Source organism: Leisingera sp. CC-HEC093 (assembly GCF_059429195.1).
The window spans coordinates 3,683,300-3,705,028 of sequence record NZ_JCAIJR010000001.1 but is presented as its reverse complement, the minus strand read 5'-3'; the positions used below and the strand labels follow the sequence as shown (position 1 = coordinate 3,705,028).

Below are 21,729 nucleotides of genomic sequence, written 5' to 3'. Positions count from 1 at the left end.
GGTGCGTGAAAATGTGCCGCCGGTTGCAAAGACCTGCCAATAGGCGGGTCTTTTGTTTTGAGGCCTGCCGCGCGCAGACCTGCAGATACGCTGGACGCGGCGCCTGCGGCACCTTATCACCAGAGGGGAGAACGAAGAGGGACCGCGCGTGGCAGAAATTCCGGAAAAAGACCTGGCCAGCCTGACAGCAGAAGAGGCTAAGGCAGAGTTTCAGGCGCTTGAAGAAAGGCTGCGGGCGGCGGATCTGGCCTATCATCAGGAGGATGCGCCAGAGATCAGCGATGCCGAGTATGATTCGCTGAAGCGGCGCTACCGGTCCTTGGCAGATGCCTTTCCTGATCTGGCGGATGCGGCCACTCAGCTGGACGCGGTCGGCGCGCCAGCAGCCTCCGGGTTTGGAAAGGTCGCCCATTCGGTGCGGATGCTGTCGCTGGGCAACGCGTTCGAGGAGGAAGACGTCGCCGATTTCGACCGCAGTATCCGCAAATATCTGGGCCTTGGTCCGGCGGATAAGCTGTCCTTTACCGCGGAACCTAAGATTGACGGTCTGTCCCTGTCCCTGCGTTATGAAAACGGCACTCTGATCCAGGCGGCCACCCGCGGCGATGGAAGCGTCGGGGAGAATGTGACGGCCAACGCGATGACCATTGCCGACATTCCGCATCAGTTGAAAGGCGCGCCGGAGGTTCTGGAAGTGCGCGGCGAAGTCTACATGAGCCACGTGGATTTCGAGGCGCTGAATGCCCGGCACGAGGAACGCGGCGGCAAGACTTTTGCCAATCCGCGCAATGCAGCCGCGGGCTCACTGCGCCAGCTGGATTCTGAAATTACCCGTTCGCGCCCGCTGCGCTTCTTTGCCTACAGCTGGGGTGAATTGAGCGCGCCGCTGGCAGAAACACAGATGGAGGCAATCGCGCGGCTGGAGGCCCTGGGCTTTCAAACCAACCCTCTGACCCGGCTGTGTGCCACGACCAAAGACATGATCGCGCATTACCGCAGTATCGAGGAGCAGCGTGCCACGCTCGGCTATGACATCGACGGCGTGGTTTACAAGGTCAACGATCTGGCCTTGCAGGCGCGGCTGGGCTTCCGCTCCACTACGCCCCGCTGGGCGATTGCACATAAATTCCCCGCCGAACTCGCCTGGACCCGGCTGGAGGCGATCGACATTCAGGTTGGCCGGACTGGTGCGCTCAGCCCTGTTGCGCGGCTGACACCAGTGACCGTTGGCGGTGTGGTGGTCTCCAACGCAACGCTGCACAATGAGGATTACATCCAAGGGCGGGATTCCAAGGGCGAAGAGATCCGCGGCGGCAAGGACATCCGCATCGGGGACTGGGTGCAGATCTACCGCGCTGGGGACGTGATCCCGAAAGTGGCTGATACCGATCTGACGAAACGCCCCGAAGGCTCAGAACCTTATGGCTTTCCGCAGACCTGCCCGGAATGCGGCAGCCCGGCGGTGCGCGAGGAAGGCGACGCTGTGCGCTATTGCACCGGCGGGATGATCTGTCCGGCGCAAGCCAAGGAAAAGCTTAAGCATTTCGTCTCCCGCAAGGCGTTCGACATTGAAGGTCTTGGCGCCAAGCAGATTGAAATGTTCTATGAAGATGAACTGCTGCCTATCCGCGAGCCGGCAGATGTTTTCACTTTGGAAGCGCGCGACGGGGAGCAACTGAGCAAGCTGAAGAACCGCAAGGGCTGGGGAGAACAGAGTGCGGCCAATCTCTTTGCTGCGATTGAAAGCAAGCGCCGGATCGGATTCGCCCGGATGCTGTTTTCGCTGGGTATCCGCCATATAGGCGAGACTGTTGCCAAGGATCTGGCACAGCATTTCATGCAGTGGGATGCCTTGCTGGAGAGTGCGGAGGCTGCACGCCCGGCCGCACTGGCCTGGCGCGCTGCGGATGAGGCGGAAGAGGCAGAACGCATTCAGGCTGCCGCAGAAGGGCGCGCTGCAAAAATCAAGAAGACCCGCGACGCGGCCTTTGACGCCTGCCAGGTGCCGGCCGCCGCAGCAGCGGTCTGGGAGGAACTGATCGGTATCGAAGGCATCGGCGCCGCAGTTGGCCTGTCGCTGACGGACGCCTTTGCCAACACCGAGGAGCGTGCTGCGATCCTGCGCTTGGCCGGCAGCCTCAGCATTGTGCCGCCCGAAGCGCCGGCAAGCGAGAGCCCGGTGGCCGGTAAGACGGTCGTGTTTTCCGGCAAGCTGGAGAAGATGAGCCGGGATGAGGCCAAGGCAAATGCCGAGGCATTGGGGGCGAAGGTCTCTGGTTCCGTCTCCAAGAAGACCGATATTTTGGTGGCCGGCCCGGGGGCGGGTTCCAAGGCCAAGAAAGCTGCAGAACTGGGTGTTCAGACCCTTGATGAAGATGGCTGGCTGGAGCTGATCGCAGAGGCATGAGCGGGCGTCCCGAGATCCTGTTTCCGCTGTTTGCCGGTGCTGAGACCCTGCAGGGTGTCGGCCCTAAAACCGCGCAGAACCTCAGCCAGATTGATATCGAAACGCCGCGCGACCTGCTGTTTTCACTGCCGTATTCGGTGGTGGACCGCCGCCGCCGCGATACCGTCCGCGGGGCTGACCTGCCCGCTACGGTGACGGTTGAGGTCACAGTGGGCCGTCACCGCCCGGCCCGCAACCGCGGTGGTGCCTACCGCATACATGTCGAGGATGCGGAGACAGAATTCCAGCTGGTCTTCTTCCACGGCCGCAGCCGCTATCTGGAGGCGCAATTGCCCGAAGGGGCCCGCCGTGTGGTTTCAGGCAAGCTGGAGCTGTTTGATGGTCTGGCGCAAATGGTGCATCCGGACCATATGCTGCCGGTGGAAGAGGCGCATGAGATCCCGGAGTATGAGCCGGTCTACAGCCTGACCCACGGGGTTACGCAAAAGACCATGTTTAAGGCGGCGCAAAGCGCGCTGTCGCGTATGCCGGAACTGGCGGAGTGGACCGACCCGGCGCAGATGCTGCGGGAAAACTGGCCCGCCTGGCATGAGGCATTGCAGTCTGCCCATGCACCGCAGGGGCCGGATGACCTCAGCCCGCAGGCACCGGCGCGGGCGCGTCTGGCCTATGACGAATTGTTCGCCCATCAACTGACTCTGGCGCTGGCCCGCCAGAAGGAGCGCAAAGCCCGCGGCATCCAAAGCGCGGCGACCGGCCAAATGCAGTCCAAAGTTCTGAAGGCGCTGCCGTACCGTCCAACAGGCGCACAAGCCCGCGAGATAGAGGAAATCTCTGCAGATATGGCGGCGGACAAGCGCATGAACCGGCTGCTGCAGGGGGATGTGGGTGCCGGGAAAACACTGGTTGCTTTCATGGCCTTGCTTGTGGCTGTTGAAGCAGGCGGGCAGGGGGTGATGATGGCCCCGACTGGCATTCTGGCGCAGCAGCATATGGAAGGCCTCGCGCCGCTGGCTGAGGACGCGGGCGTAGTGATTGAGATCCTGACGGGCCGCGACAAGGGCGCTGAGCGCAAGGCCAAGCTGGCGGCGCTGAAGCGCGGCGACATTCACATTCTGGTCGGAACTCACGCGGTGTTCCAGCAGGACGTGGAATTCCGCGACCTACGCCTGGCCATCGTCGACGAGCAGCACCGTTTCGGGGTTCGCCAGCGGATGGAACTGGCGGAAAAAGGCAAGGGCGCCGATGTGCTGGTGATGACGGCAACGCCGATCCCGCGCTCTCTGGCGCTGGCGCAATACGGCGACATGGACGTCTCGGTGCTGGATGAGAAACCGCCGGGGCGGAAGCCGGTCAAAACCGCCGTCATCAGCACTGAACGGATGCAGGAAGTGGTTGATCACCTGCGCAAGGCAATTGCTGAAGGGCGGCAGTGCTACTGGGTCTGCCCGCTGGTGGATGAGTCCGAGCTGAGCGATCTGACCGCGGCAGAGGAACGCTTTAAGCACCTCCGCGCCATCCTCGGTGAGGGCACGGTCGGACTGGTGCACGGCCAGATGCCGCCGGCCGAGAAGGACGCGGCAATGGCCGCGTTTGTCGCGGGCCGAACCAAGGTTTTGGTGGCCACCACGGTGATCGAGGTCGGGGTGAACGTGCCTAATGCCTCGATCATGGTGATTGAGCGGGCGGAGATCTTTGGCCTCGCTCAGCTGCACCAGCTGCGCGGCCGGGTCGGGCGCGGCAGCGCCGAGTCGACCTGCCTGCTGATGTACCAGCCGCCGCTGACCGAGGGCGGGCGTAAAAGGCTGGAAGTGCTGCGCGAGACCGAGGACGGGTTCCGGATCTCGGAAACTGACCTTCAGATGCGCGGGGCCGGCGACATGATCGGCACCGCGCAATCCGGCTTGCCGCGTTTCCAGATTGCCGACCTGGAACGCCAGGCCGGGCTGATGGCAGTGGCGCAAAGCGACGCGCGGGCGCTGCTGGCGGCCGACCCTAAGCTGGAAGGGGAACGCGGCAAGGCAGCACGCGTACTTTTGTGGCTGATGAAACAGGATCAGGCGATCCGTTTGATTTCAGTGGGTTAGGCTGTCACTCGGCTGCTGTTTCTCTGCGGTGTTCTCCTGTGTTCGCAAATGTTCTCAAAAAGTTCTTTACACGTGCACCTGAAAATGAGAACAAAGGGGCAACAAGATTGCCAGAGCGCAGCGACACAGACTGGAGGAGGCCCGAGCCATGATTTCACAGATCAAGACCACCATTCAAAACGCCCATTCGACCCTGCTGCAGGATGCCATCGGGGCGGCCTCGCTGATGGTGATGCTGGTGGCAGCGCTGCATCTGCCGGGGCTGTTCTGATCCCCGTACCGTTTTCCTGAATGCGTCTGCTGTGCCGGGTCGGCCCTTTCCTGTCCCGGACTGTTTCCGGGGATCAACCGCCTGTACAGATCCCCATCGGCCCGATCTTCGGCTGAATTGCCTCAAGATCCTGCCTGGCCCGCCCGGGTCCCGCACTGCAGAGCATCACTGCCGCCGCCATCTGCCCGGATGTGCGGCGGTTTTTTCATGACACAGACGCCAGACGAGAGCGCCCGCTGAGACGCGGTCCGCCTCGCATTTTGTGCAGCAGTAAAGCAGGCAGGCGGCTTAGGCGCACTGTTCCTTGGCGGCGGTCTGCATGGCTTCAAGCGTTGCCTCAAGCGCCAGCATGATCGAGGCATGCCTGTTCTTGAATTCGCGTGCGGGCTGCAGAACTTCCAACCCCTCAAACGGCGCATCCGGGACCGGGCCGTCCTGGGTCAGCATGGCTCTCAGCTGATTGCGGGCGGTTTCCACTTCCTCCAGCGTCCGGCCGATCACATTGGCACCGACCACCGCCGCAGAGGCCTGGCCCAGTGCGCAGGCCTTCACGTCCTGTCCGAAATCCGTGATCCGGCCGTCCTCAACCTTAATGTCGACAGTCACGGCAGAGCCGCACAGCGGCGAGCGTTTCTTGACGGTGGCGTCCGGCGCCTGCAGCCGGTCCAGGTGCGGAATGTCGGCTGCCAGCGCCAGAATGCGCGAGGAATACAGCTTAATCAGATCACTATCGCCAGACATCGCTTTCCCGGTCTTTCCCATTTTGCAGGTTCCCCATACATAGAGAGCCGAACAGCAGATGCAAAAGGTTTTTACCCATGTCTTCGTCCAAGTCTTTTGATCCCGCCAGCTTGGCTTACAATGACGCCGGGCTGATCCCTTGCATTGCGCAGGACGAAGTCTCCGGCGAGGTGCTGATGATGGCCTGGATGAATGCCGATGCGGTGGCTCGCACCCTGGAGACCGGCATGGTCACATATTGGTCGCGCTCGCGGCAGTCATTCTGGGTCAAGGGGGGAACCTCCGGCCATGTGCAACAGCTTGTGGATCTGCGCATTGATTGCGACCGGGACTGCCTGCTGGCGCTGGTGCGCCAGACCGGTGCTGCCTGCCACACCAACCGGCGGACCTGTTTCTATACCGCGGTGCGGGATGGCGGGGAAGCTGAGCTGATGAAGCCGATGGAGTGATCGGCGGCGGGGGGAGCGGCCCTAGCGGGCCGGCCTCCGGCGGGGATGTTTTCAGCCAGAAGAAGCGGGCAGGCCCACCCTGCCGCGGATGTCCTGCGGGGTGGCCCCTTCTGCGCGGTACTTGGCGATGGCGCGGGCGTCGTCGCGTTTGGCCAACCGCTTACCACTCTCGTCACGGATCAGATGGTGATGGTGGTAGATCGGGGTGGGACGACCCAGCAGGCTTTGCAGCAGCACATGGATCTGGGCCGCTTCAAACAAATCGGCACCTCGCACGGCGTGGGTAATGCCCTGGTCCGCGTCGTCCACTACAACCGACAGATGGTAGGAGCTGCCCATATTGCGGCGCACAAGGATGATGTCGCCAACAGCCGAGATCAACTCATCAGGGTCCAAGATGTGCGTGCCCTGAAATTCCGGACCTGTCTCCCGGAAGCTGCGCAGGTTCGCGGTGCGCACAGCTTTCTCCATATTCAGCCGGATTGCATCCCGGTCCGTAGCCTCAGATGGCAGGCGGTTGCGGCAGCTGCCGGGGTAGATGCGCCCGTCCGGTCCGAATTGCGGCACGCCCTCTTGCGGGGCGCCGGCGGCGGCTTCGATATCGGCGCGGTTGCAACGGCAGGGATAGGTGAGGCCCATGGCAGTGAGCTGGTCCAATGCCGCCCGGTAACGGGGCAGCCGCTCTGACTGGCGCATCACCGGCTGCTGCCAGCTGAGGCCCAGCCACGCCAGATCCTCATAGATCTGCGCCTCCCACTCCAACCGGGCGCGCGACTGGTCGATGTCTTCAATACGCAGCAGGAACCGGCCGCCTTCGGCCAAAGCCATATCATGCGCCAGCATGGCGGAATAGGCATGGCCCAGGTGCAGCGGTCCGGTTGGCGATGGCGCAAAACGTGTGGTGAATGTCACGCTTTCTCAATTACATAAACGGTGGACTTCAGGTTGATACCGGGGAGGTGGTCCCCGTGCTCCCGGAATAGCAGCCGGGCCGCCGAACAGTCCAGCCATTCATTGAGTTTGCCGGTATAGGCGGGGTCCTCCAGGGCGTGATCGTTATAGGAGAAGGCAAACAGGCCGCCGCGCGGCAAGGCGTGCATAATCGTGTCGAACACAGCTGGCGGTGCTGCGCCCGTGCCCAGCACACCGCAGCCGGTGATCAGCCGGTAGGCCCCCTGCGGGATTGGCTTTGCGTCGGCCACGTCAATCTGCGTCAGGCTGCGGTAAACAGCTTTGCTGCGGGCCTGAATGAGCATGTCCTGTGAAGGCTCCATGCCGTCCACGTTTTCGAACCCTTGCAGCCGCAGAGCCAGGCCCGAGAGGCCGGTGCCGCAGCCGAAATCCAGCACGGGTTCGCTCAGGTCTGATTGAAACTTTGCCAGCGCCCCGGCAATCCGCCCCGGTGTCGCGTAACCGTTTTCGGCAATCTCAGCGTCGTAGGAAGCGGCCCATTGGTTATAGTGCTCCAGGGTCGCTTCCGGGGTTTCAAGGTCGTAGGCCTTGTCCAGGAACTTTTCGCTCATGCCGCAAGTTTAGGCGCGGCAGCCGTATTCCGTCTAGGAAAAGTTGCTAAGCCAGTCCTGCCAGACCTCTTTGGCGCGGTCGGTATAGGCTTTGTAGCGGTCCTTGCGGCCGCGGCGGCCGCCTTTGAGGCCGTCGACGGGGCGGAACAGGCCGAAGTTCACGTTCATCGGCTGGAAGGTCTTGGCCTCGGCGCCGCCGGTGATGTGGTGGATCAGCGCGCCCATGGCGCTGTCCTGCGGTACCTCGGGAAGACTCCGGCCAAGGATTTCCGCCGCGGCAAGGCGGCCCGCCAGCAGGCCCATGGCCGCGCTTTCCACATAGCCCTCAACCCCGGTGATCTGACCGGCAAAGCGAATGTTCGGTTTCGACTTCAGCCGCATCTGCGCGTCCAGCAGGGTGGGCGAGTTGAGAAAGGTATTGCGGTGGATGCCGCCGAGGCGGGCAAAGCTGGCGTTTTCCAGTCCGGGGATCATTTTGAAGACCTGCGCCTGGGCGCCGTATTTCATCTTGGTCTGAAAGCCGACGATGTTGAAGAGTGTTCCCAGCGCGTTGTCGCGGCGCAGCTGCACCACCGCATGCGCCTTGACCTCCGGCTGGTGCGGGTTGGTCAGCCCCACCGGTTTCATCGGCCCGTGGCGCAGGGTTTCGCGGCCGCGTTCGGCCATCACCTCAATCGGAAGGCAGCCGTCGAAATAGCCTGCGGTCTCGCCCTCGTGGAATTCCGTCTTGTCGGCAGCCAGCAGCGCGTCGATGAAGGCTTCGTACTGGTCCTTGTCCATCGGGCAGTTGAGGTAGGCGGTGCGCTCTTCCTCGGTTTCACCCTTGTCATAGCGTGACTGCATCCAGGCCTTCGACATGTCGATGCTTTCCGCATAGACGATCGGCGCGATGGCATCGAAGAAGGCGAGCGCTTCCGCCCCGGTTTCGGCTTGAATGGCTTTGCCCAGCTCCGGCGAGGTCAGCGGGCCGGTGGCAAAGATCCAGTGGCCCTCTGCTGGCAGTCCGGTGATCTCTTCATAGGAAACCGAGACATTCGGATGCGCCTTCAGCTTGGCGGTCACGCTTTCGGCAAAGGGGTCGCGGTCCACGGCCAGGGCGCCGCCGGCGGGCAGCCGGTGCTCATCCGCTGTGGTCATGATCAGCCCGTTTGCGGCGCGCATTTCCCAATGCAACAGACCCACGGCATTCTGCTCGTCATCATCCGAACGGAAGGAGTTCGAGCACACCATCTCGCCCAGATTGCCGGTCTGGTGGGCAAAGGTCTCCACCTTCGGGCGCATTTCGTGGATCACCACCTCAACGCCCATGTTTGCCGCCTGCCAGGCCGCTTCCGAGCCGGCCATGCCGCCGCCCACGATATGCAATGTCTGTGCCGAATGATCTGTCATGCCCGCCACATAGGGCAGCGCGCGCGCGCGTGCAACAGGCTTGGACGCCGGGCTGGGGCGCAGGCAGACCCTTCGCCCGATGGGCCGGGAAGGATGGATAATCAGGCCGGGAGAGATTTGGGGCCGCCGCCGCGGGAATGGATGACCGGGGTGAGAGAACCGGTTGGAGGGACCCTTCCGCAGCAGCAGCCCAAATTGTGCGGGCCGGTGAATGTCCAGCGGCCGTGCCCAATCTTTGCCATCTTTCCGCCCGAATTGAAAGGCGGTCATTTGGCTTATTACGGAAACATTACGTTCCGATTGGTAAACAAAGGCTAAAGCTTTCCGTAAATTTTCGGAAAAACTCACTCCTGCCAGTCTGGCGGGCGCTTTTCGATAAAGGCGGCCATGCCTTCAATGGTGTCGCGGTACATCAGGTTCTCCACGATCACCCCGCTGGTATAGGCATAGGCCTGATGCAGCGGCATCTGCAGCTGCTCGTAAAACGCCTGCTTGCCGATCTTCACTGCAGCGCCGAGCTTGGACGCAATGGCTTCTGCCATCTTGGTGGTTTCCGCCCCCAGGTCCTCCAGCGGCACGGCGCGGTTCGCCAGCCCCAGTTCGACAGCGCGGGCGGCGTCGATGAATTCGCCGGTGGTCAGCAGCTCAAACGCTTGTTTACGCGGAATATTGCGCGACAACGCCACCATCGGGGTGGAGCAAAACAGGCCGATGTTCACGCCATTGACCCCGAACCTCGTGCCTTGCGCCGCGACTGCCAGATCGCAGGAGGCAACCAGCTGGCAGCCGGCGGCGGTGGCAATGCCGTGAACCTGGGCGATCACGGGCTGGGGCAGGGACTGCAATCCCGTCATCACGCTGGTGCAGCGGTCAAACAGGTCCTGGAAGTAACCTTTGCCGCCGTCCTCTGCCGTGCGGCCTGCGGTCATCTGCTTGATGTCATGGCCCGCGCAGAACCCTTTGCCCGCGCCGGACAGAATCACCGCCTTGATGCGGCTGTCCTCGCGCAGGGCGCTGATCTGCTCCTGAAGCGCGGCCAGCATCTCATCCGACAGCGCGTTGAGCTTCTCCGGCGTGTTCATGGTGAGCCGGGCAATTGCGCCCGTGTCGTGACGTTCCAGAATTGCCATCTTGCCCTCCTCGCAAATCCGGGGGCAACTCTAGGCGGGGCGAACGGAAAGGGAAAGCATGGCGCTGGCATTTGATGTCGCAGGTCTGACGGAATACCTGCATGAGATTTTCCCGCAGGTGCGGGGTGACTTTGCCATCGATGCGATGGAAGAAAACCATCTCAGGATGCGTCTGCTGACAGCGGAGCGGCACCTGCGCCCCGGCGGCACGGTTTCCGGCCCGTCGATGTTTGCGCTGGCTGATTGCGCTGTCTACGCACTGATCCTGGCGCATCTCGGGCAGGAGGCGCTGGCTGTGACCACCAACTGTTCGCTTGATTTCATGCGCAAGCCTGCGGCCGGCGCGGACCTGATCGGAGAGGCGCGGCTGCTGAAGCTGGGCCGGGTTCTGGCGGTGGCGGACGTGCTGATCTATTCCGAGGGCATGGCAGAACCGGTGGCCCGCGCCTCGATGACCTACTCCATCCCGCCCAAACGCTAGAGCGCAGTGGCGAAGGGCTGGCCGACCTTGACCAGCGTTTCCCGCCCCTTGGCGCTGTTAGCCACCAGATCATCGGCGAATTGCACTTTGCCGGGCTCGAACACCACAACCACGGTGGAGCCGCCGAACTTGAAATAGCCCTTCTCGTCCATCTTCTGCACGGCGCCCGAAGTGCGGGTGTTGACGATGGAGCCGACGCCAAAGGCGCCCACCTCGACAAAGCAGTAGCTGCCCAGCGTCTCGGTTTCGATCAGCGTCCAGGTCCGCTTGTTCTCGCCGAACACATCCGGTCCGGCCCCCAGCGCAATCGGGTTCACCGAATGCAGCGCGCCGGGAATGTCCTGCGACGCGGTGATGCGGCCCGCGGCGGGGAAGTGGTAGCGGTGGTAGTCCGCCGGACACAGCCGCACAATTGCCAGCGCGCCGCCGATGAAGCGGTCTGCGATGCCGGGCAGCATGGTGCGCACCGACATCGGACAGCCCTTGACCGGCACAAACACGTCCTCTGCCAGCTCCGGGAATACCAGCACCCGGCCATCGGCGGGTGAGACAACGTCTTTCGGGTCCGCGCTGAAAGGGCGGGCCTCAGGCCTCAGATTGCGGACAAAGAAGTCATTGAAGCAGCCATAGCTGTCTGCCGGGGCTGTCGCCTCGCTCATGTCGATGGACAGTTCGCCGACCACCGCAGCAATCTTGCCCTTGGAAAACCGCGAGTCGAACCAGGCCCCCATCAGCCGGCTGATCAGAGAGGAACGGAACAGCAGCTTTTCCACCGGCCTGGCACTGGCGTTCTGATAGGCCCAGCGGATCCACGCCTCACCCAGCACTGCCTCTTCAAAGGTCTCGCCGGTCTCGCGGTCAACTACAAGAATGGGGTCGCGCTGCATCAATTCTGCCAAATCTGGTTTCGTCCCGCTGCGCCTAACAAGAAGCAGCGCGCGGGCCAAGAGCGGCTTTGCAGCAAAAGGAGGATTCAGCTCTGTTTGTCCCGGAACCAGTCAATGCAGTTCTGTGCTTTCAAAATCGCGGTTTCCGCGTCGGTAAACACTTGACCATCATAGTGGCCGATACTGTACCAGCCGCGCCCGTCCTCGGGATCGCGGCGGAACTCGTCAAATCCATATGTGCCGTCCGGACGTTGGAAAATGTCAACGCAAACGAAATCGCCATCCAGATTGACGGATTGGACTACCTTGTTGGTGTGCGCCATGTCTGCTGCCTTGTGCCTTCATCGCCGGGGCGAGCACAAAAAAAGCCGGGGCATGCCCCGGCTGTCAGGTAGTTCTTTTGCCCAGGGGATCACGGGCGCCAGAACGGAAGAGTGGCTTCATAGTGGGCGTCCTCACGGCTCAGCCCGATGTCCTTCAGCTGCGTTTCGCTCAGGTGTTTCAAATGGGTTCGGGTGCGATGGCGCAGGCTCCACTTGGTCACCAGCACGGCAAAGGAGACAGCCCATTGCGCCAGCACCGGCAGGGTTGGGCGGCTGTTCAAAAAGGACATATGCGATTGTGCCATTTGCGTGTGCTGTGCCATGGGAGGCTTCCTTCGTATTGTGTTGATACAATCCTGTTGATTTGTCGTGATGTTTTGATACAAAGGGGTGAAGTTGTTGTCCAAGGATGGATTGTAATGGGTACAATTTGGCCGCATAGCCTGGGTGAGGCAAAAGGTCCTAAATACAAAAAGGTTGCGGATACAATCCGGTCTGCTGTCGAAACGGGGAGCCTGAAAATTGGTACAAAGCTGCCGCCAGTCCGCGATCTCGCGTATCAGTTGAGCATTACTCCAGGCACTGTCGCCCGCGCCTACAGTATTCTGACTGATGAAGGCGTGCTGGAGGCCGAAGTCGGGCGCGGCACCTTTGTAGCGGAAAAGAAAAAGCCGGTGCCCGATGACGTATGGTCGCGGGAGCTGCATCTGCTGGAGGCGCGCGATCCCGGCCATGTCAGCCTGTTCAGCCCGCGGATTGCGGACATGGGGCAGGTGGCTGCGGTGCGCGAGGCGCTGCACAAGGTGGCCGAAGCCGAAGCGCGGAAATTCCTGAATTATCCGACCCGCGATGCATATCGTCCGGTCCGTCAGGCCGCTGCAGACTGGATCGCGCAGGCGCCGGTTGGCCCGGTCAGCGAGCGGGATGTGGTGCTGACCCACGGCGGCCAGAACGGGCTGATGGTGGCGTTGCAAGCGATCCTGCAAGGCGCGCAGCCGGTGATCATGGTAGAGGATCTGACTTATGCAGGTTTCCGCCGCGCAGCAGAACTGTTGCGGGCCCAGGTGGTTGAGGTCGCCATGGACGAACACGGCATCCGCCCGGACGCAATGGAGCTGGCGATCCGCAAATCCGGCGCCTCCGTCATCTGCACCAGCCCCGAAGTGCACAATCCCACCGGGCTGTTCACGCCGCTTGAGCGCCGCAAGGAAATCGTTCGCATTGCCCGCCGCCATGGCGTCCAGATTGTCGAGGACGACTGCTACCGTCTGGGAGAGTCGCGCGCCCCCAGCTACCGCGCGCTGGCGCCGGAACTGGCCTGGCATGTGTCCTCAATCTCCAAGATTCTGACGCCGGCCCTGCGCGTCGGTTTCGCCCTGGCGCCGGAAGGGCGGGCGGCAGACCTGCGGCGGGCGGCAGAATACGGCTACTTCGGCTTGGCGCAGCCGCTGGCGGAACTGGTGCGGATCCTGCTCACGGACCCGCGGCTGCCCGGCCTGGTTCAAAACGTGCGGAACGAAATGGCCCGCTATGTGCGGGTGGCGGTCAACGCGCTTGGCGGCTTCGACCTGACCTGGAACCCGGAGGTGCCGTTCCTGTGGCTGAAATTGCCGTCCGGCTGGCGCGCCGCCGCCTTTACCCGCGCGGCCGAGGCCAACGGGGTTCAAATCCGCTCGGCGGATGAGTTCGCCCTGCGTGACGGCCGCGCGCCCCACGCAGTACGCATAGCCATCAATGCGCATGTGCCGCTGAAGCAGTTCGAGGACGCCATGCAGCGTTTGCGGGCCTTGCTGGACAACCCGCCGGAGCAGATAAGCGTGTGACGTAAGTGCAAAAAAGAAAGGGGCCCGGCAATTGCGGACCCCTTCCCGGATTGGTTTGATCCGGCGTTACTCAACCGGGATTGATACACCGGAGGCGTGATTGGCGTTAAACGACCAGACGTCACGGCCTGCCGCGATCCCGGCGGTTACCGCTGCAGCCAGAAGGCCCGCGGCGGATGCCCCGCCAACGACGGTGCCGTTAAGGATCGGGGCCAAAGTCGTTTCTCCAGACTGACTGCCGGCAGCGCATTTTATATAGGCATCTGTAGGCCGCCGTTTCAGCGTCGGCACATTGACCTTGGCAGGTGTTATGAATGTCACTTTGAATTCGGCGCTTTCGATCGTGCACTTGGCGCCGACGACTTCTTGCATGTTGTCGCTGCTGGGGAAGCCGCCCGTGGCTTTCAGCTTTTCTTTATCGAGGATGGTGTGTGTCCGGAAGGTAAGTTCTTTGTAACCCTGAACGCGGGGTGCAGTAATCCCTTCATTCTTGAGCGCAGCTGTAACGGGCGGAGTCGTAACTTCGGCGCTTTGCATGCAGGCGCTGAGCATTACAGGGAGCGTGCAGGCAAATGCAATTTTGCGAAACATGAGTGGCAGTTCTCTAAAGTTGTTTATCTTCGCCGGGACTAAACAATCGGCCTTATGCGGGAACAACGGCTGCAACTTGAAAGTTTGCGAATTGGGGCGCCAGTGTAGATTATCGACAACAAGGCTGCCTGTGGGGGTGGGGCTGCGTGGGGTATTATTATACCTATTTTTTAAGCTATTGATTTGCAAAGATTTAATCTTGTTTGATGGTGTTGACTGGGGCAAGGGATGCCCGTAAACCCCGTCCATCGAATTCAGGCTGATGACCTTTGGGAGTCCGCCTTCACGACAAACAGGATTGACCTGCCATGAAAACCTTCTCTGCTACTCCGGCAGATATCGAGAAGAAGTGGATCCTGATCGACGCCGAGGGCGTTGTTCTGGGCCGTCTTGCCTCGATCGTTGCCATGCGCCTGCGTGGCAAGCACAAAGCGTCCTTCACTCCGCATATGGACATGGGCGACAACGTCATCATCATCAACGCCGACAAGGTGCAGATGACCGGCAAGAAGCGCGAAGAGCACTTCTACTGGCACACCGGCCACCCGGGCGGCATCAAGTCGCGCACCAAACAGGAAATCCTGGAAGGCGCACATCCGGAGCGCGTTGTGACCCAAGCCGTCAAGCGCATGCTGCCGGGCAACCGTCTGAGCCGTCAGATCATGACCAATCTGCGTGTTTATGCAGGTGCCGAGCACCCGCACGAAGCACAGGCCCCTGAAGTTCTGGATGTCAAATCCATGAACAAGAAAAACACCCGGAGCTAATGTAGATGTCTGATCAGATCAACACTCTTGAAGAGCTCGCAGCTGCAACCGGTGTGGAAGCAGTGGCAGAAGAGACCATCGCGCGTGAGCCGGTTCGTGACGAACTGGGCCGCTCCTATGCCACCGGCAAGCGTAAAGACGCTGTTGCCCGCGTTTGGATCAAGCCGGGCTCCGGCAAGGTCGAAGTGAACGGCAAGGAAATCAACAAATACTTCGCTCGCCCGGTGCTGCAGATGATCCTGCGCCAGCCGTTCCAGGTTGCCGGCGTCGAAGGTGAGTTTGACGTTTACGCTACCGTCAAGGGCGGCGGCCTGTCCGGTCAGGCCGGTGCAGTCAAGCACGGCATCTCCAAAGCGCTGCAGCTCTACGATCCGTCGCTGCGCGGCGCGCTGAAAGCGGCAGGCTTCCTGACCCGTGACAGCCGCGTTGTGGAACGTAAGAAATACGGTAAGGCCAAAGCCCGCCGCTCGTTCCAGTTCTCCAAGCGCTAAGCTGGAAACACTTGTTTTTGGAAAGGGCTCGCCGCTGGCGGGCCCTTTTCGTATGCGCCGCTGCCGGTTTCCGGCAATCTTTCAGGGTTCTTTTAGAAAGTTTGCTTAGCTTGGCCCGGAACTCCTAGGACGGGTAACGGAAGGCAGGACTGACAATGAAATCACCGGAAAACTTCAAGACTGCCCCGATTGGCAATGGCCAGCTGGAAATCGGCCGCTTCACCCACGGGTATGAGGACATGGATATCCAGGGCCAGGACAGCGGTGCCAATGTGTCTGTTGGGTCCTTCTGTTCAATGGGTCAGGGGGTGACGGTGCTGCTGAACCAGTCGCCGGCGCTGGACCGGATCACCGCCTTTCCGTTCGGCGGCGTTTTTACTGAGCATCTGGGCGGGTCTGAAGCCCACGCGCCGCGTCAGGGCGGCCATGATGTTGTGATTGGCAATGACGTCTGGATCGGTGCCAATGCCACGCTGCTGGGCGGGGTGACCATTGGGGACGGCGCTGTGATCGGCCCCAATGCCACTGTGACCAGCGATATCGGTGCCTATGAGGTCTGGGCGGGCAACCCCGCGCATCTGGTCCGCAAGCGCTTTGACGATGCGGTTTGCGACAAGCTGCAGGAGCTGCGCTGGTGGGATCTGCCGCTGCCGCTGATCCGGGAAATGGCACCGCTGCTGTCGGCACAGCCCACGGTGGAACTGATCGCAGGTTTGCAAGGCATCGTCAGCGATCTCGTGACCTTCACCGGCGATAGCGCAGCCTGACCGCCGGCTCCCGCGCAGCCCCTGCGGCGGCGGGGCGTTAACTTTTTCTTAAAACTGGCGTAACATGGGCGGACCGCTTCCTGATGGGGGACAGCTGTCATGCCGCAGACAATCTACCAAAAATACGGCGGGTTCAGCGCCATCAGCCGGGTCGTGATGACCTTTTATGAACTGGCGCTCGATTCTGATCAGATTGGCGACCACTTCGCCGACGTGGATATGGCGCGGCTCATTGACCACCAGACCAAATTCATATCCTCGCTGCTGGGCGGGCCGGCCTCGTTTAGCGACGACCGCCTGGAAGCGGTGCACCGCGCCCTGGGCATCAGCCATGAAGACTTCGATGAAATGGCCGCGCTGCTTAAGATGGCGCTGGAACAGCATGGGCTGTCGGAACCGGATATCCGCACCACGCTCAGCGCCATCGAATCCAAGCGCAGCATCATTGTCACCCGGGATGCCGCATGAGCATCGCCGCCATCAACGAGCAGCTGTTGCGCGCAATCGGCGTCGGGGTCGCCGTTGTTCGGGCGTCTGATCTGGGGTTTGTCTTTCACAATCAGCCCTTTGCGGAATGGTTCGGCACCCCGGGGCCAGGCGCGTCACTGGCAGACGCCATAGAGGGGCTCAGCGCAGAGGACCTGGGCACGCTGTGCGACGAAGGCTTGCGCTACTCGGCTGAGCTCAAGATTAAACGCAAGCGGCGCACGCTGGTGTTTGCCATCAACATCTCCCAGGCCAGCCATCTGGATGAGCCGTTCCTGGTGGTGGAATGCCAGAACATCACGCGAATCCGCGAGCTGGAGAGCATGATCGACAGCTATTCCGCCATGGTAGAGCGCAACACCCGCGAGCTGGAGCGCGAGAAAGAGCGGGTGGAGCGGCTGCTTTTGAACCTGATGCCGCGCTCTGTCTACGAGGAGTTCAAGACCTTCGGCGTGGTGACGCCGCAGCTTTACCCCAAGGTTTCGGTGGTCATGCTGGATTTTGTCGATTTCACCGATTTTGCCTCCCGCACCGATCCGACGGTGACACTGGGAGAGCTGAACGACATTTTCACCGCCTTCGACCGCATCGTCGAGCAATACGGCTGCGAGCGGATCAAGACCATCGGCGACGCTTACCTGGCGGTGTCCGGAATGCCGGAGCCAGCCCCCGATCACGCCACTGCGGTTGCCCATTGTGCCACTCGTTTTCTGCGTTACCTGGACCGGCGCAACCAAAGCCACCAGCACAAGTGGCGGGCGCGGATCGGCCTGGGAACCGGTTCCGCCGTCGGTTCCGTGGTCGGCATCCAGAAATACGTCTATGACGTCTTCGGCCCGGCCGTTAACCTGGCCTCCCGCCTGCAGGTCTTTGCCAACCCGATGAAAATCGTCGCGCCCGAAGAAATGAAAGACGCCCTGTCCGAAGAATTCCACGTCACCGATATCGGGCCTGAGGAGATCAAGGGCATTGGCGAAGTGAACCTGGTCAATGTCGGCGATGAGCTGAGCGCGCCGCAGCCGAGCGGGCGGTTCTAACTGTCCGGCCCGATAAGTCCCAGTCCGCGCAGGTAGATGCCGATACCGCTCTCCAGCAGATCCTCCGGCGGAAAGGGGGAGGCGGCACCGGGAGAGTTGCGCGCATAAAGCTCCACCACACCGTGGCTCATCGCCAGCACATGGGCCGAGAACATCGAGGCCGGCGGGCGTTTCTCAGCCGGGATATGCTGGCTGAGGTCGGCCGCGGCCCGTTCCAGGATCTGCCGCGCCCTGGCCGCGGCGTCGGCCAGTTCCGGGGTGCGGTTCACCGAAATTCCGCTTTCGAACATGGCGATGTAATGGCCGGGATGCTTGCGGGCAAAGGCCAGATAGGCGCGCCCCGTCGCCTCAAACGCTGCCAGCGCTGACGGCTGGTATTTGTCATAGGCATGCTGCATCAGATCGGCGAACATCACATAGCCCTGGCGGGAGGCTTCCGCGATCAGATCCTCGCGCCCCTCAAAATGGCGGTAGACTGCCGCCGGGGTGACACCCGCCTGCTTCGCCGCTTCCGACAGGGTAAAGCCGGTCGGCCCCTTGGCCTCGATCAGCTGCAGGGCGGCTTCGACCAGCGCCTGGCGCAGATTGCCGTGATGATAACCGCGTTTAGGCATCCCAGATGTCCGGGCCTCCGCAAATTCCGGTGTCCAGGGCGCCAATCGCCTTGGGCTCCTTGTTGCTGTAGTCAATGGCGTGCAGCACGCTGCGCATCGCCGACAGTCGCGCCCGCCGCTTGTCATCTGAACGGATGATGGTCCAGGGGGCCTCGGCGCAGTGGCTGCGCGTGAGGGTCTCGGAGATGGCGGCGGTGTATTCGTCCCATTTCTCCAGCCCCTTCACATCAATTGGGCTCAGCTTCCACTGTTTCAGGGGATCTGACTCCCGCGACAGAAAGCGCCGCAGCTGTTCTGCCCGGCTGACGTTGAGCCAGAACTTGAACAGCCGGATGCCGTCCTCGGCCAGGGCCTGTTCAAACCCCTTCACCTGGCGAAAGAACCGCTCGCGCTGCGCGTCCGTGCAAAAGCCGAAGACTTTCTCCACGACCCCGCGGTTGTACCAGCTGCGGTCAAAGAAAACGATTTCGCCACCTGACGGCAGGTGTTGCACATAGCGTTGGAAATACCACTGGCTTTGTTCCGCCTCGGTGGGCTTGGGCAGCGCCACAACCCGGGCGCCGCGCGGGTTCAGGTTTTCCCGGAACCGCCGGATGGTGCCGCCCTTGCCCGCGGCATCCCGGCCTTCGAACACGATGGCGACGCGGGCGCCGCTGGCTTTGACCCAGGACTGCAGCTTGACCAGCTCGATCTGCAGCGCCTCCAGTTCCTTGTCGTAGGCTTTGCGCTTCATTCGCTCCCGGTGCGGGTAGCTGGGGCTGAGGATCTCATCCTTGTCCGCACGCTTGATGGCTTCGCGGATCTGCTCCGGTGCACCGCTCTGGCAGTAGCGGCTGATGGCCCCGTCAAATGGCAGCGGCATGTGCAAAACCCTTCTGTCCTCAACTCCTTATATGGCAAGACAGCAGGGAATGTGAATCGCTTTCACGTAAATTTGCCTGGCTGCAGGTCCCAAGCTGCAGGAAACGCCCAAGCGAACTGCGCACCCCCGCTGCGGCCGGGGCATGCTGGGCTTACAGCGGGCTGGGGATCAGCCGACGCCGTTTTACACTTTGAGCTTTTTGCGAAGCCGGCGGATCTTGGATTTGAACTTGAATCCCTTTTCCAGATTCGCGCTGTTGGTGGCCTTCCACCATTCCCGGTCCTTCGGCCAGCTGCGCCAGACAATGCCGTCCGCCGCCGTAAGGTGAGAGATGCATTCTTCATTTTCTTGTTCAGACTGGGCGCTGCCGTCCTTGGTCCAATACCAAGTCAGTTTATGGCAAACACGTCCCTTACCGTCGATCCGCCATTTGCCAACGCCAACACTATCTGTTGTTTTACTGCAAAATGCCTGAACCTCCCAGTTCGGCCCATAATATATTCCGCCGTTGCAACCCTTCCATATTTGCGTTTTACCGCCGTACAGGTTGGCCAGCTCTTGTGCCGCTGGGACGGTCGCGTTCTGCGGTTTGGGATCTGCTGTTGCGTTTGACGCCGAAAAAAATACGCCGAAGACTAGGCTCTGGACTCATTGAGTTTCAAAGCCAGTAGATAACGAGGGCTGCAAGCGCGATTGCTGACAGGAAGACTTTTGGGCATCTGTCGTATCGTGTCGCAACCCGCCGCCAGTCCTTCAGCCTGCCGAACATAATCTCAATGCGGTTGCGCCGCTTATATCGGCGTTTGTCGTATCTGATGGCTTTCTTGCGCTGCTTTCGACCGGGGATGCAGGCGCGTATCCCTTTGTCTTTCAAAGCTTCTCTAAACCAATCGGCATCATACCCGCGATCTCCGAGAAGCCATTGGACGTCAGGCAGGCCACTCAGCAGCGCCTTTGCACCGGTGTAATCACTGACCTGTCCGGCAGTCACGAACAGGTTCAGTGGACGCCCCTGGCTGTCACAGATTGCGTGCAGCTTAGTGTTCATGCCGCCCTTAGTGCGCCCGATCAGGCGCCCACGCCCCCCTTTTTAACCCCAAGACTGGAGGCCGTACGGTGTGCTTTCAGGTAAGTTGCGTCGATCATCACAGTCTTTTCCTCACCGTGATCAGCAGCCAGACCGGCCATCATCTGGGCAAAGATGCCTTTGTCGCTCCACCGCTTCCAACGATTGTACAAGGTCTTGTGCGGGCCGTAATTTTTGGGCGCATCACGCCAGCGCAAACCATTGCGATTGATGAAGATAATTCCGCTCAGAACACGCCGGTCATCAACACGCGGCTTACCGTGGGACTTCGGAAAATAAGGCTCAAGACGGGCCATCTGCGCGTCCGTCAGCCAGAAAAGATCAGACATATCACCGCTCATTTTTCGAACTGTGAATCACGCCACCCACCGGAAATCAATGGGTCCTGACCCTAGTACAACGATGGCGAGACCGGATGTATTCATAGTGCCCTCCATTACCAGAGGGATACTATACCACAGCCTGAGTAGAAAATCGCTGCGGTTGTTTCCGTCCGTTTCTTGAGACGTTGTGACCGCACCTGCCATGGCCTAGCGCATTGCGGCAGGGCAGGGCGGCCGCATCAGCGCAAATTCGCACGCTTGGCAGCGCGGCGCACCGCGGCGGCGGTCTCTTCTGTAGCCACTTGATGCGGCATGTGCCCGACACCCTCCAGCAGGGTCAGGTTTGCACTGTCCACATCCCGCACCAGGCTGTCAGCGTGCAGCGCGGGGCTGACCAGATCGTCGCTGCTGCCGTGGACGATTTCCACCGGAACGGAAATCCCGGAATAGCGCCGGGACAGCGCCGTGACTTCTGCCAGCAGATTCGCCCGTTGCCGGGCATTGGCGCGCAGTGATCCGCGCCGCAGCGACAGCCGCGTGCCAAAATGCGCGGCGTATCCTTCCGGCACCGGCTGCGGTGCAAAAACCTCCTCCAGCGACCGGCGGATCACGCCGTCCGGCACAAAGGCGGTAAGCAGCGGTGCCGCAACCGCGCTGCCGAGACGCGTGGAAGTGACCCGGTAAAGCGGGTCCAGCGGCGTGTCCCAGGGATGGGATACCCCGGCAACCGAAACCAGCGCTGCAATGTTTTGCGGGTGGTCTACCGCCCAGGCCAGCGCCACCGCGCCGCCATAGCTCTGCCCCAGAACAACCGGGGCCTCCGCCTCCATTTGCGCCGCAGCCTGGCGCAGCACGGCGGCCTGCTGGCGGATCGTCGCGCCGCGGCCATTCAGCGGGCTGGAATAGCCCAGCCCCGGACGGTCAAAGATCAGGATGCGGAAGTCATCCGCCAGGGCCGGGGCGAGGCGGAAAGTCATGTCGCGGGTATTGCCGCTGGAGCCGTGGATCAGCACCAGATCCGGGGCGCTGCCCCTGGGGCGGCCCATTTCCACCACATGCACACGGTGGCTGCCCACCTCCAGGAACTGGCCCTGCGGCGGGTGGCTGGCCACGGCTGCCGCCTCGCGCCGGCCTGCCTGCCACGTGGTGAGCGCCGCCCCCGCTGCAACGGTCAGGCCCGCCCAGGCCAGCAT

The 21,729-nt window shown here is 61.7% G+C and carries 24 protein-coding genes and 1 pseudogene; 11 read left to right on the top strand and 14 right to left on the bottom strand.

The window, feature by feature from the left end; genetic code table 11:
* Nucleotides 1-148 precede the first annotated feature (148 nt).
* From ligA to AC5STB_RS18190, 3 genes are all read left to right on the top strand, one after another.
* On the top strand, nucleotides 149-2,407 hold the full coding sequence (gene ligA / locus AC5STB_RS18200) for an NAD-dependent DNA ligase LigA (RefSeq protein WP_495444195.1): 2,259 nt from the start codon (nucleotides 149-151) through the stop codon (nucleotides 2,405-2,407).
* Nucleotides 2,404-4,494 (top strand): ATP-dependent DNA helicase RecG, encoded by a 2,091-nt coding sequence (gene recG / locus AC5STB_RS18195; protein WP_495444194.1) that lies wholly within the window; start codon nucleotides 2,404-2,406, stop codon nucleotides 4,492-4,494. The genes ligA and recG overlap by 4 nt, the downstream gene beginning before the upstream one ends.
* A 148-nt stretch (nucleotides 4,495-4,642) precedes the next feature.
* Nucleotides 4,643-4,765 (top strand): hypothetical protein, encoded by a 123-nt coding sequence (locus AC5STB_RS18190; RefSeq protein ID WP_495444193.1) that lies wholly within the window; start codon nucleotides 4,643-4,645, stop codon nucleotides 4,763-4,765.
* A 288-nt stretch (nucleotides 4,766-5,053) separates the two neighbouring features.
* Here AC5STB_RS18190 and AC5STB_RS18185 read toward each other — a convergent pair whose 3' ends face one another.
* Nucleotides 5,054-5,506, bottom strand: a complete 453-nt coding sequence (locus AC5STB_RS18185; RefSeq protein WP_495444623.1) for an iron-sulfur cluster assembly scaffold protein — start codon at nucleotides 5,504-5,506, stop codon at nucleotides 5,054-5,056.
* A 77-nt stretch (nucleotides 5,507-5,583) separates the two neighbouring features.
* Between AC5STB_RS18185 and hisI the strand changes: the two genes are divergently transcribed.
* Nucleotides 5,584-5,955 (top strand): phosphoribosyl-AMP cyclohydrolase, encoded by a 372-nt coding sequence (gene hisI / locus AC5STB_RS18180; protein WP_495444192.1) that lies wholly within the window; start codon nucleotides 5,584-5,586, stop codon nucleotides 5,953-5,955.
* A 51-nt stretch (nucleotides 5,956-6,006) separates the two neighbouring features.
* Here hisI and gluQRS read toward each other — a convergent pair whose 3' ends face one another.
* From gluQRS to AC5STB_RS18160, 4 genes are all read right to left on the bottom strand, one after another.
* The gene (gene gluQRS, locus AC5STB_RS18175; protein ID WP_495444191.1) at nucleotides 6,007-6,867 is read right to left on the bottom strand and encodes a tRNA glutamyl-Q(34) synthetase GluQRS; all 861 of its coding nucleotides are present in this window, start codon (nucleotides 6,865-6,867) and stop codon (nucleotides 6,007-6,009) included.
* Complete coding sequence (locus tag AC5STB_RS18170) at nucleotides 6,864-7,478, bottom strand: class I SAM-dependent DNA methyltransferase (RefSeq protein WP_495444190.1); 615 nt, start codon at nucleotides 7,476-7,478, stop codon at nucleotides 6,864-6,866. The genes gluQRS and AC5STB_RS18170 overlap by 4 nt, the downstream gene beginning before the upstream one ends.
* A gap of 33 nt (nucleotides 7,479-7,511) precedes the next feature.
* On the bottom strand, nucleotides 7,512-8,867 hold the full coding sequence (gene trmFO / locus AC5STB_RS18165; RefSeq protein ID WP_495444189.1) for a methylenetetrahydrofolate--tRNA-(uracil(54)-C(5))-methyltransferase (FADH(2)-oxidizing) TrmFO: 1,356 nt from the start codon (nucleotides 8,865-8,867) through the stop codon (nucleotides 7,512-7,514).
* A 344-nt stretch (nucleotides 8,868-9,211) separates the two neighbouring features.
* Entirely contained in the window at nucleotides 9,212-9,997 is a 786-nt protein-coding gene (locus AC5STB_RS18160; RefSeq protein WP_495444188.1) for an enoyl-CoA hydratase, read from the bottom strand.
* Nucleotides 9,998-10,055: 58 nt separating this feature from the next.
* On the opposite strand from AC5STB_RS18160, the gene AC5STB_RS18155 reads away from it, so the two are divergent.
* Complete coding sequence (locus AC5STB_RS18155) at nucleotides 10,056-10,478, top strand: PaaI family thioesterase (RefSeq protein WP_495444187.1); 423 nt, start codon at nucleotides 10,056-10,058, stop codon at nucleotides 10,476-10,478.
* Here AC5STB_RS18155 and asd read toward each other — a convergent pair.
* The 3 genes from asd to AC5STB_RS18140 form a co-directional block, all read right to left on the bottom strand.
* Nucleotides 10,475-11,365, bottom strand: coding sequence for an archaetidylserine decarboxylase (asd, locus tag AC5STB_RS18150; RefSeq protein ID WP_495444186.1), 891 nt, complete (start codon nucleotides 11,363-11,365; stop codon nucleotides 10,475-10,477). The genes AC5STB_RS18155 and asd overlap by 4 nt on opposite strands.
* 86 nt (nucleotides 11,366-11,451) lie before the next feature.
* Nucleotides 11,452-11,688 carry a hypothetical protein gene (locus tag AC5STB_RS18145; protein WP_495444185.1) on the bottom strand — a complete coding sequence of 79 codons (237 nt, stop codon included), beginning with the start codon at nucleotides 11,686-11,688 and terminating at the stop codon, nucleotides 11,452-11,454.
* An 89-nt stretch (nucleotides 11,689-11,777) separates the two neighbouring features.
* On the bottom strand, nucleotides 11,778-12,011 hold the full coding sequence (locus AC5STB_RS18140; RefSeq protein WP_495444184.1) for a DUF1127 domain-containing protein: 234 nt from the start codon (nucleotides 12,009-12,011) through the stop codon (nucleotides 11,778-11,780).
* A 96-nt stretch (nucleotides 12,012-12,107) separates the two neighbouring features.
* On the opposite strand from AC5STB_RS18140, the gene AC5STB_RS18135 reads away from it, so the two are divergent.
* The gene (locus tag AC5STB_RS18135) at nucleotides 12,108-13,511 is read left to right on the top strand and encodes an aminotransferase-like domain-containing protein (protein WP_495444183.1); all 1,404 of its coding nucleotides are present in this window, start codon (nucleotides 12,108-12,110) and stop codon (nucleotides 13,509-13,511) included.
* 66 nt (nucleotides 13,512-13,577) lie between these two features.
* Here the strand turns inward: AC5STB_RS18135 and AC5STB_RS18130 are convergent, their stop codons facing one another.
* Nucleotides 13,578-14,351: a hypothetical protein gene (locus tag AC5STB_RS18130; RefSeq protein ID WP_495444182.1), complete on the bottom strand. Its 774-nt coding sequence runs from the start codon at nucleotides 14,349-14,351 to the stop codon at nucleotides 13,578-13,580.
* 59 nt (nucleotides 14,352-14,410) lie between these two features.
* On the opposite strand from AC5STB_RS18130, the gene rplM reads away from it, so the two are divergent.
* From rplM to AC5STB_RS18105, 5 genes are all read left to right on the top strand, one after another.
* Nucleotides 14,411-14,869, top strand: coding sequence for a 50S ribosomal protein L13 (gene rplM, locus AC5STB_RS18125; protein WP_495444181.1), 459 nt, complete (start codon nucleotides 14,411-14,413; stop codon nucleotides 14,867-14,869).
* A gap of 5 nt (nucleotides 14,870-14,874) precedes the next feature.
* Complete coding sequence (gene rpsI, locus AC5STB_RS18120) at nucleotides 14,875-15,360, top strand: 30S ribosomal protein S9 (protein WP_019296186.1); 486 nt, start codon at nucleotides 14,875-14,877, stop codon at nucleotides 15,358-15,360.
* A 155-nt stretch (nucleotides 15,361-15,515) separates the two neighbouring features.
* Nucleotides 15,516-16,127 (top strand): CatB-related O-acetyltransferase, encoded by a 612-nt coding sequence (locus AC5STB_RS18115; RefSeq protein ID WP_495444180.1) that lies wholly within the window; start codon nucleotides 15,516-15,518, stop codon nucleotides 16,125-16,127.
* 99 nt (nucleotides 16,128-16,226) lie between these two features.
* On the top strand, nucleotides 16,227-16,595 hold the full coding sequence (locus AC5STB_RS18110; RefSeq protein ID WP_495444179.1) for a group I truncated hemoglobin: 369 nt from the start codon (nucleotides 16,227-16,229) through the stop codon (nucleotides 16,593-16,595).
* The gene (locus tag AC5STB_RS18105; RefSeq protein WP_495444178.1) at nucleotides 16,592-17,650 is read left to right on the top strand and encodes an adenylate/guanylate cyclase domain-containing protein; all 1,059 of its coding nucleotides are present in this window, start codon (nucleotides 16,592-16,594) and stop codon (nucleotides 17,648-17,650) included. Before AC5STB_RS18110 ends, AC5STB_RS18105 begins: the two co-directional genes overlap by 4 nt.
* Here AC5STB_RS18105 and AC5STB_RS18100 read toward each other — a convergent pair.
* The 5 genes and pseudogenes from AC5STB_RS18100 to AC5STB_RS18080 all read right to left on the bottom strand — a co-directional run bounded on the left by AC5STB_RS18100 (nucleotide 17,647) and on the right by AC5STB_RS18080 (nucleotide 21,729).
* On the bottom strand, nucleotides 17,647-18,264 hold the full coding sequence (locus tag AC5STB_RS18100; protein WP_226428521.1) for a TetR/AcrR family transcriptional regulator: 618 nt from the start codon (nucleotides 18,262-18,264) through the stop codon (nucleotides 17,647-17,649). The genes AC5STB_RS18105 and AC5STB_RS18100 overlap by 4 nt on opposite strands.
* Complete coding sequence (gene ppk2, locus AC5STB_RS18095; RefSeq protein ID WP_495444177.1) at nucleotides 18,257-19,126, bottom strand: polyphosphate kinase 2; 870 nt, start codon at nucleotides 19,124-19,126, stop codon at nucleotides 18,257-18,259. Before ppk2 ends, AC5STB_RS18100 begins: the two co-directional genes overlap by 8 nt.
* A 183-nt stretch (nucleotides 19,127-19,309) precedes the next feature.
* A pseudogene (locus AC5STB_RS18090) lies at nucleotides 19,310-19,732 on the bottom strand (DUF995 domain-containing protein); the annotation flags it as partial.
* Between the two features lie 52 nt (nucleotides 19,733-19,784).
* A protein-coding gene (locus AC5STB_RS18085; protein ID WP_495444176.1) for an IS5 family transposase occupies nucleotides 19,785-20,542 on the bottom strand; the annotation gives its coding sequence in 2 pieces (ribosomal slippage) (nucleotides 19,785-20,218 and nucleotides 20,218-20,542; 759 coding nt in all).
* Nucleotides 20,543-20,775: 233 nt separating this feature from the next.
* Entirely contained in the window at nucleotides 20,776-21,729 is a 954-nt protein-coding gene (locus AC5STB_RS18080; protein ID WP_495444175.1) for an alpha/beta fold hydrolase, read from the bottom strand.

Bases quoted from the DNA above. Each gene is read 5' to 3' on its own strand.
- recG (WP_495444194.1), top strand. From the start codon at position 2,404: ATGAGCGGGCGTCCCGAGATCCTGTTTCCGCTGTTTGCCGGTGCTGAG.
- asd (WP_495444186.1), bottom strand. From the start codon at position 11,365: ATGCAGCGCGACCCCATTCTTGTAGTTGACCGCGAGACCGGCGAGACC.
- trmFO (WP_495444189.1), bottom strand. From the start codon at position 8,867: ATGACAGATCATTCGGCACAGACATTGCATATCGTGGGCGGCGGCATG.
- rpsI (WP_019296186.1), top strand. From the start codon at position 14,875: ATGTCTGATCAGATCAACACTCTTGAAGAGCTCGCAGCTGCAACCGGT.
- AC5STB_RS18130 (WP_495444182.1), bottom strand. From the start codon at position 14,351: ATGGACGGGGTTTACGGGCATCCCTTGCCCCAGTCAACACCATCAAAC.
- AC5STB_RS18100 (WP_226428521.1), bottom strand. From the start codon at position 18,264: ATGCCTAAACGCGGTTATCATCACGGCAATCTGCGCCAGGCGCTGGTC.
- AC5STB_RS18115 (WP_495444180.1), top strand. From the start codon at position 15,516: ATGAAATCACCGGAAAACTTCAAGACTGCCCCGATTGGCAATGGCCAG.
- AC5STB_RS18190 (WP_495444193.1), top strand. From the start codon at position 4,643: ATGATTTCACAGATCAAGACCACCATTCAAAACGCCCATTCGACCCTG.
- AC5STB_RS18080 (WP_495444175.1), bottom strand. From the start codon at position 21,729: ATGCTGGCCTGGGCGGGCCTGACCGTTGCAGCGGGGGCGGCGCTCACC.
- AC5STB_RS18160 (WP_495444188.1), bottom strand. From the start codon at position 9,997: ATGGCAATTCTGGAACGTCACGACACGGGCGCAATTGCCCGGCTCACC.
- AC5STB_RS18135 (WP_495444183.1), top strand. From the start codon at position 12,108: ATGGGTACAATTTGGCCGCATAGCCTGGGTGAGGCAAAAGGTCCTAAA.
- AC5STB_RS18170 (WP_495444190.1), bottom strand. From the start codon at position 7,478: ATGAGCGAAAAGTTCCTGGACAAGGCCTACGACCTTGAAACCCCGGAA.
- ppk2 (WP_495444177.1), bottom strand. From the start codon at position 19,126: ATGCCGCTGCCATTTGACGGGGCCATCAGCCGCTACTGCCAGAGCGGT.
- hisI (WP_495444192.1), top strand. From the start codon at position 5,584: ATGTCTTCGTCCAAGTCTTTTGATCCCGCCAGCTTGGCTTACAATGAC.
- AC5STB_RS18110 (WP_495444179.1), top strand. From the start codon at position 16,227: ATGCCGCAGACAATCTACCAAAAATACGGCGGGTTCAGCGCCATCAGC.
- AC5STB_RS18105 (WP_495444178.1), top strand. From the start codon at position 16,592: ATGAGCATCGCCGCCATCAACGAGCAGCTGTTGCGCGCAATCGGCGTC.
- AC5STB_RS18145 (WP_495444185.1), bottom strand. From the start codon at position 11,688: ATGGCGCACACCAACAAGGTAGTCCAATCCGTCAATCTGGATGGCGAT.
- AC5STB_RS18185 (WP_495444623.1), bottom strand. From the start codon at position 5,506: ATGTCTGGCGATAGTGATCTGATTAAGCTGTATTCCTCGCGCATTCTG.
- rplM (WP_495444181.1), top strand. From the start codon at position 14,411: ATGAAAACCTTCTCTGCTACTCCGGCAGATATCGAGAAGAAGTGGATC.
- AC5STB_RS18140 (WP_495444184.1), bottom strand. From the start codon at position 12,011: ATGGCACAGCACACGCAAATGGCACAATCGCATATGTCCTTTTTGAAC.
- AC5STB_RS18155 (WP_495444187.1), top strand. From the start codon at position 10,056: ATGGCGCTGGCATTTGATGTCGCAGGTCTGACGGAATACCTGCATGAG.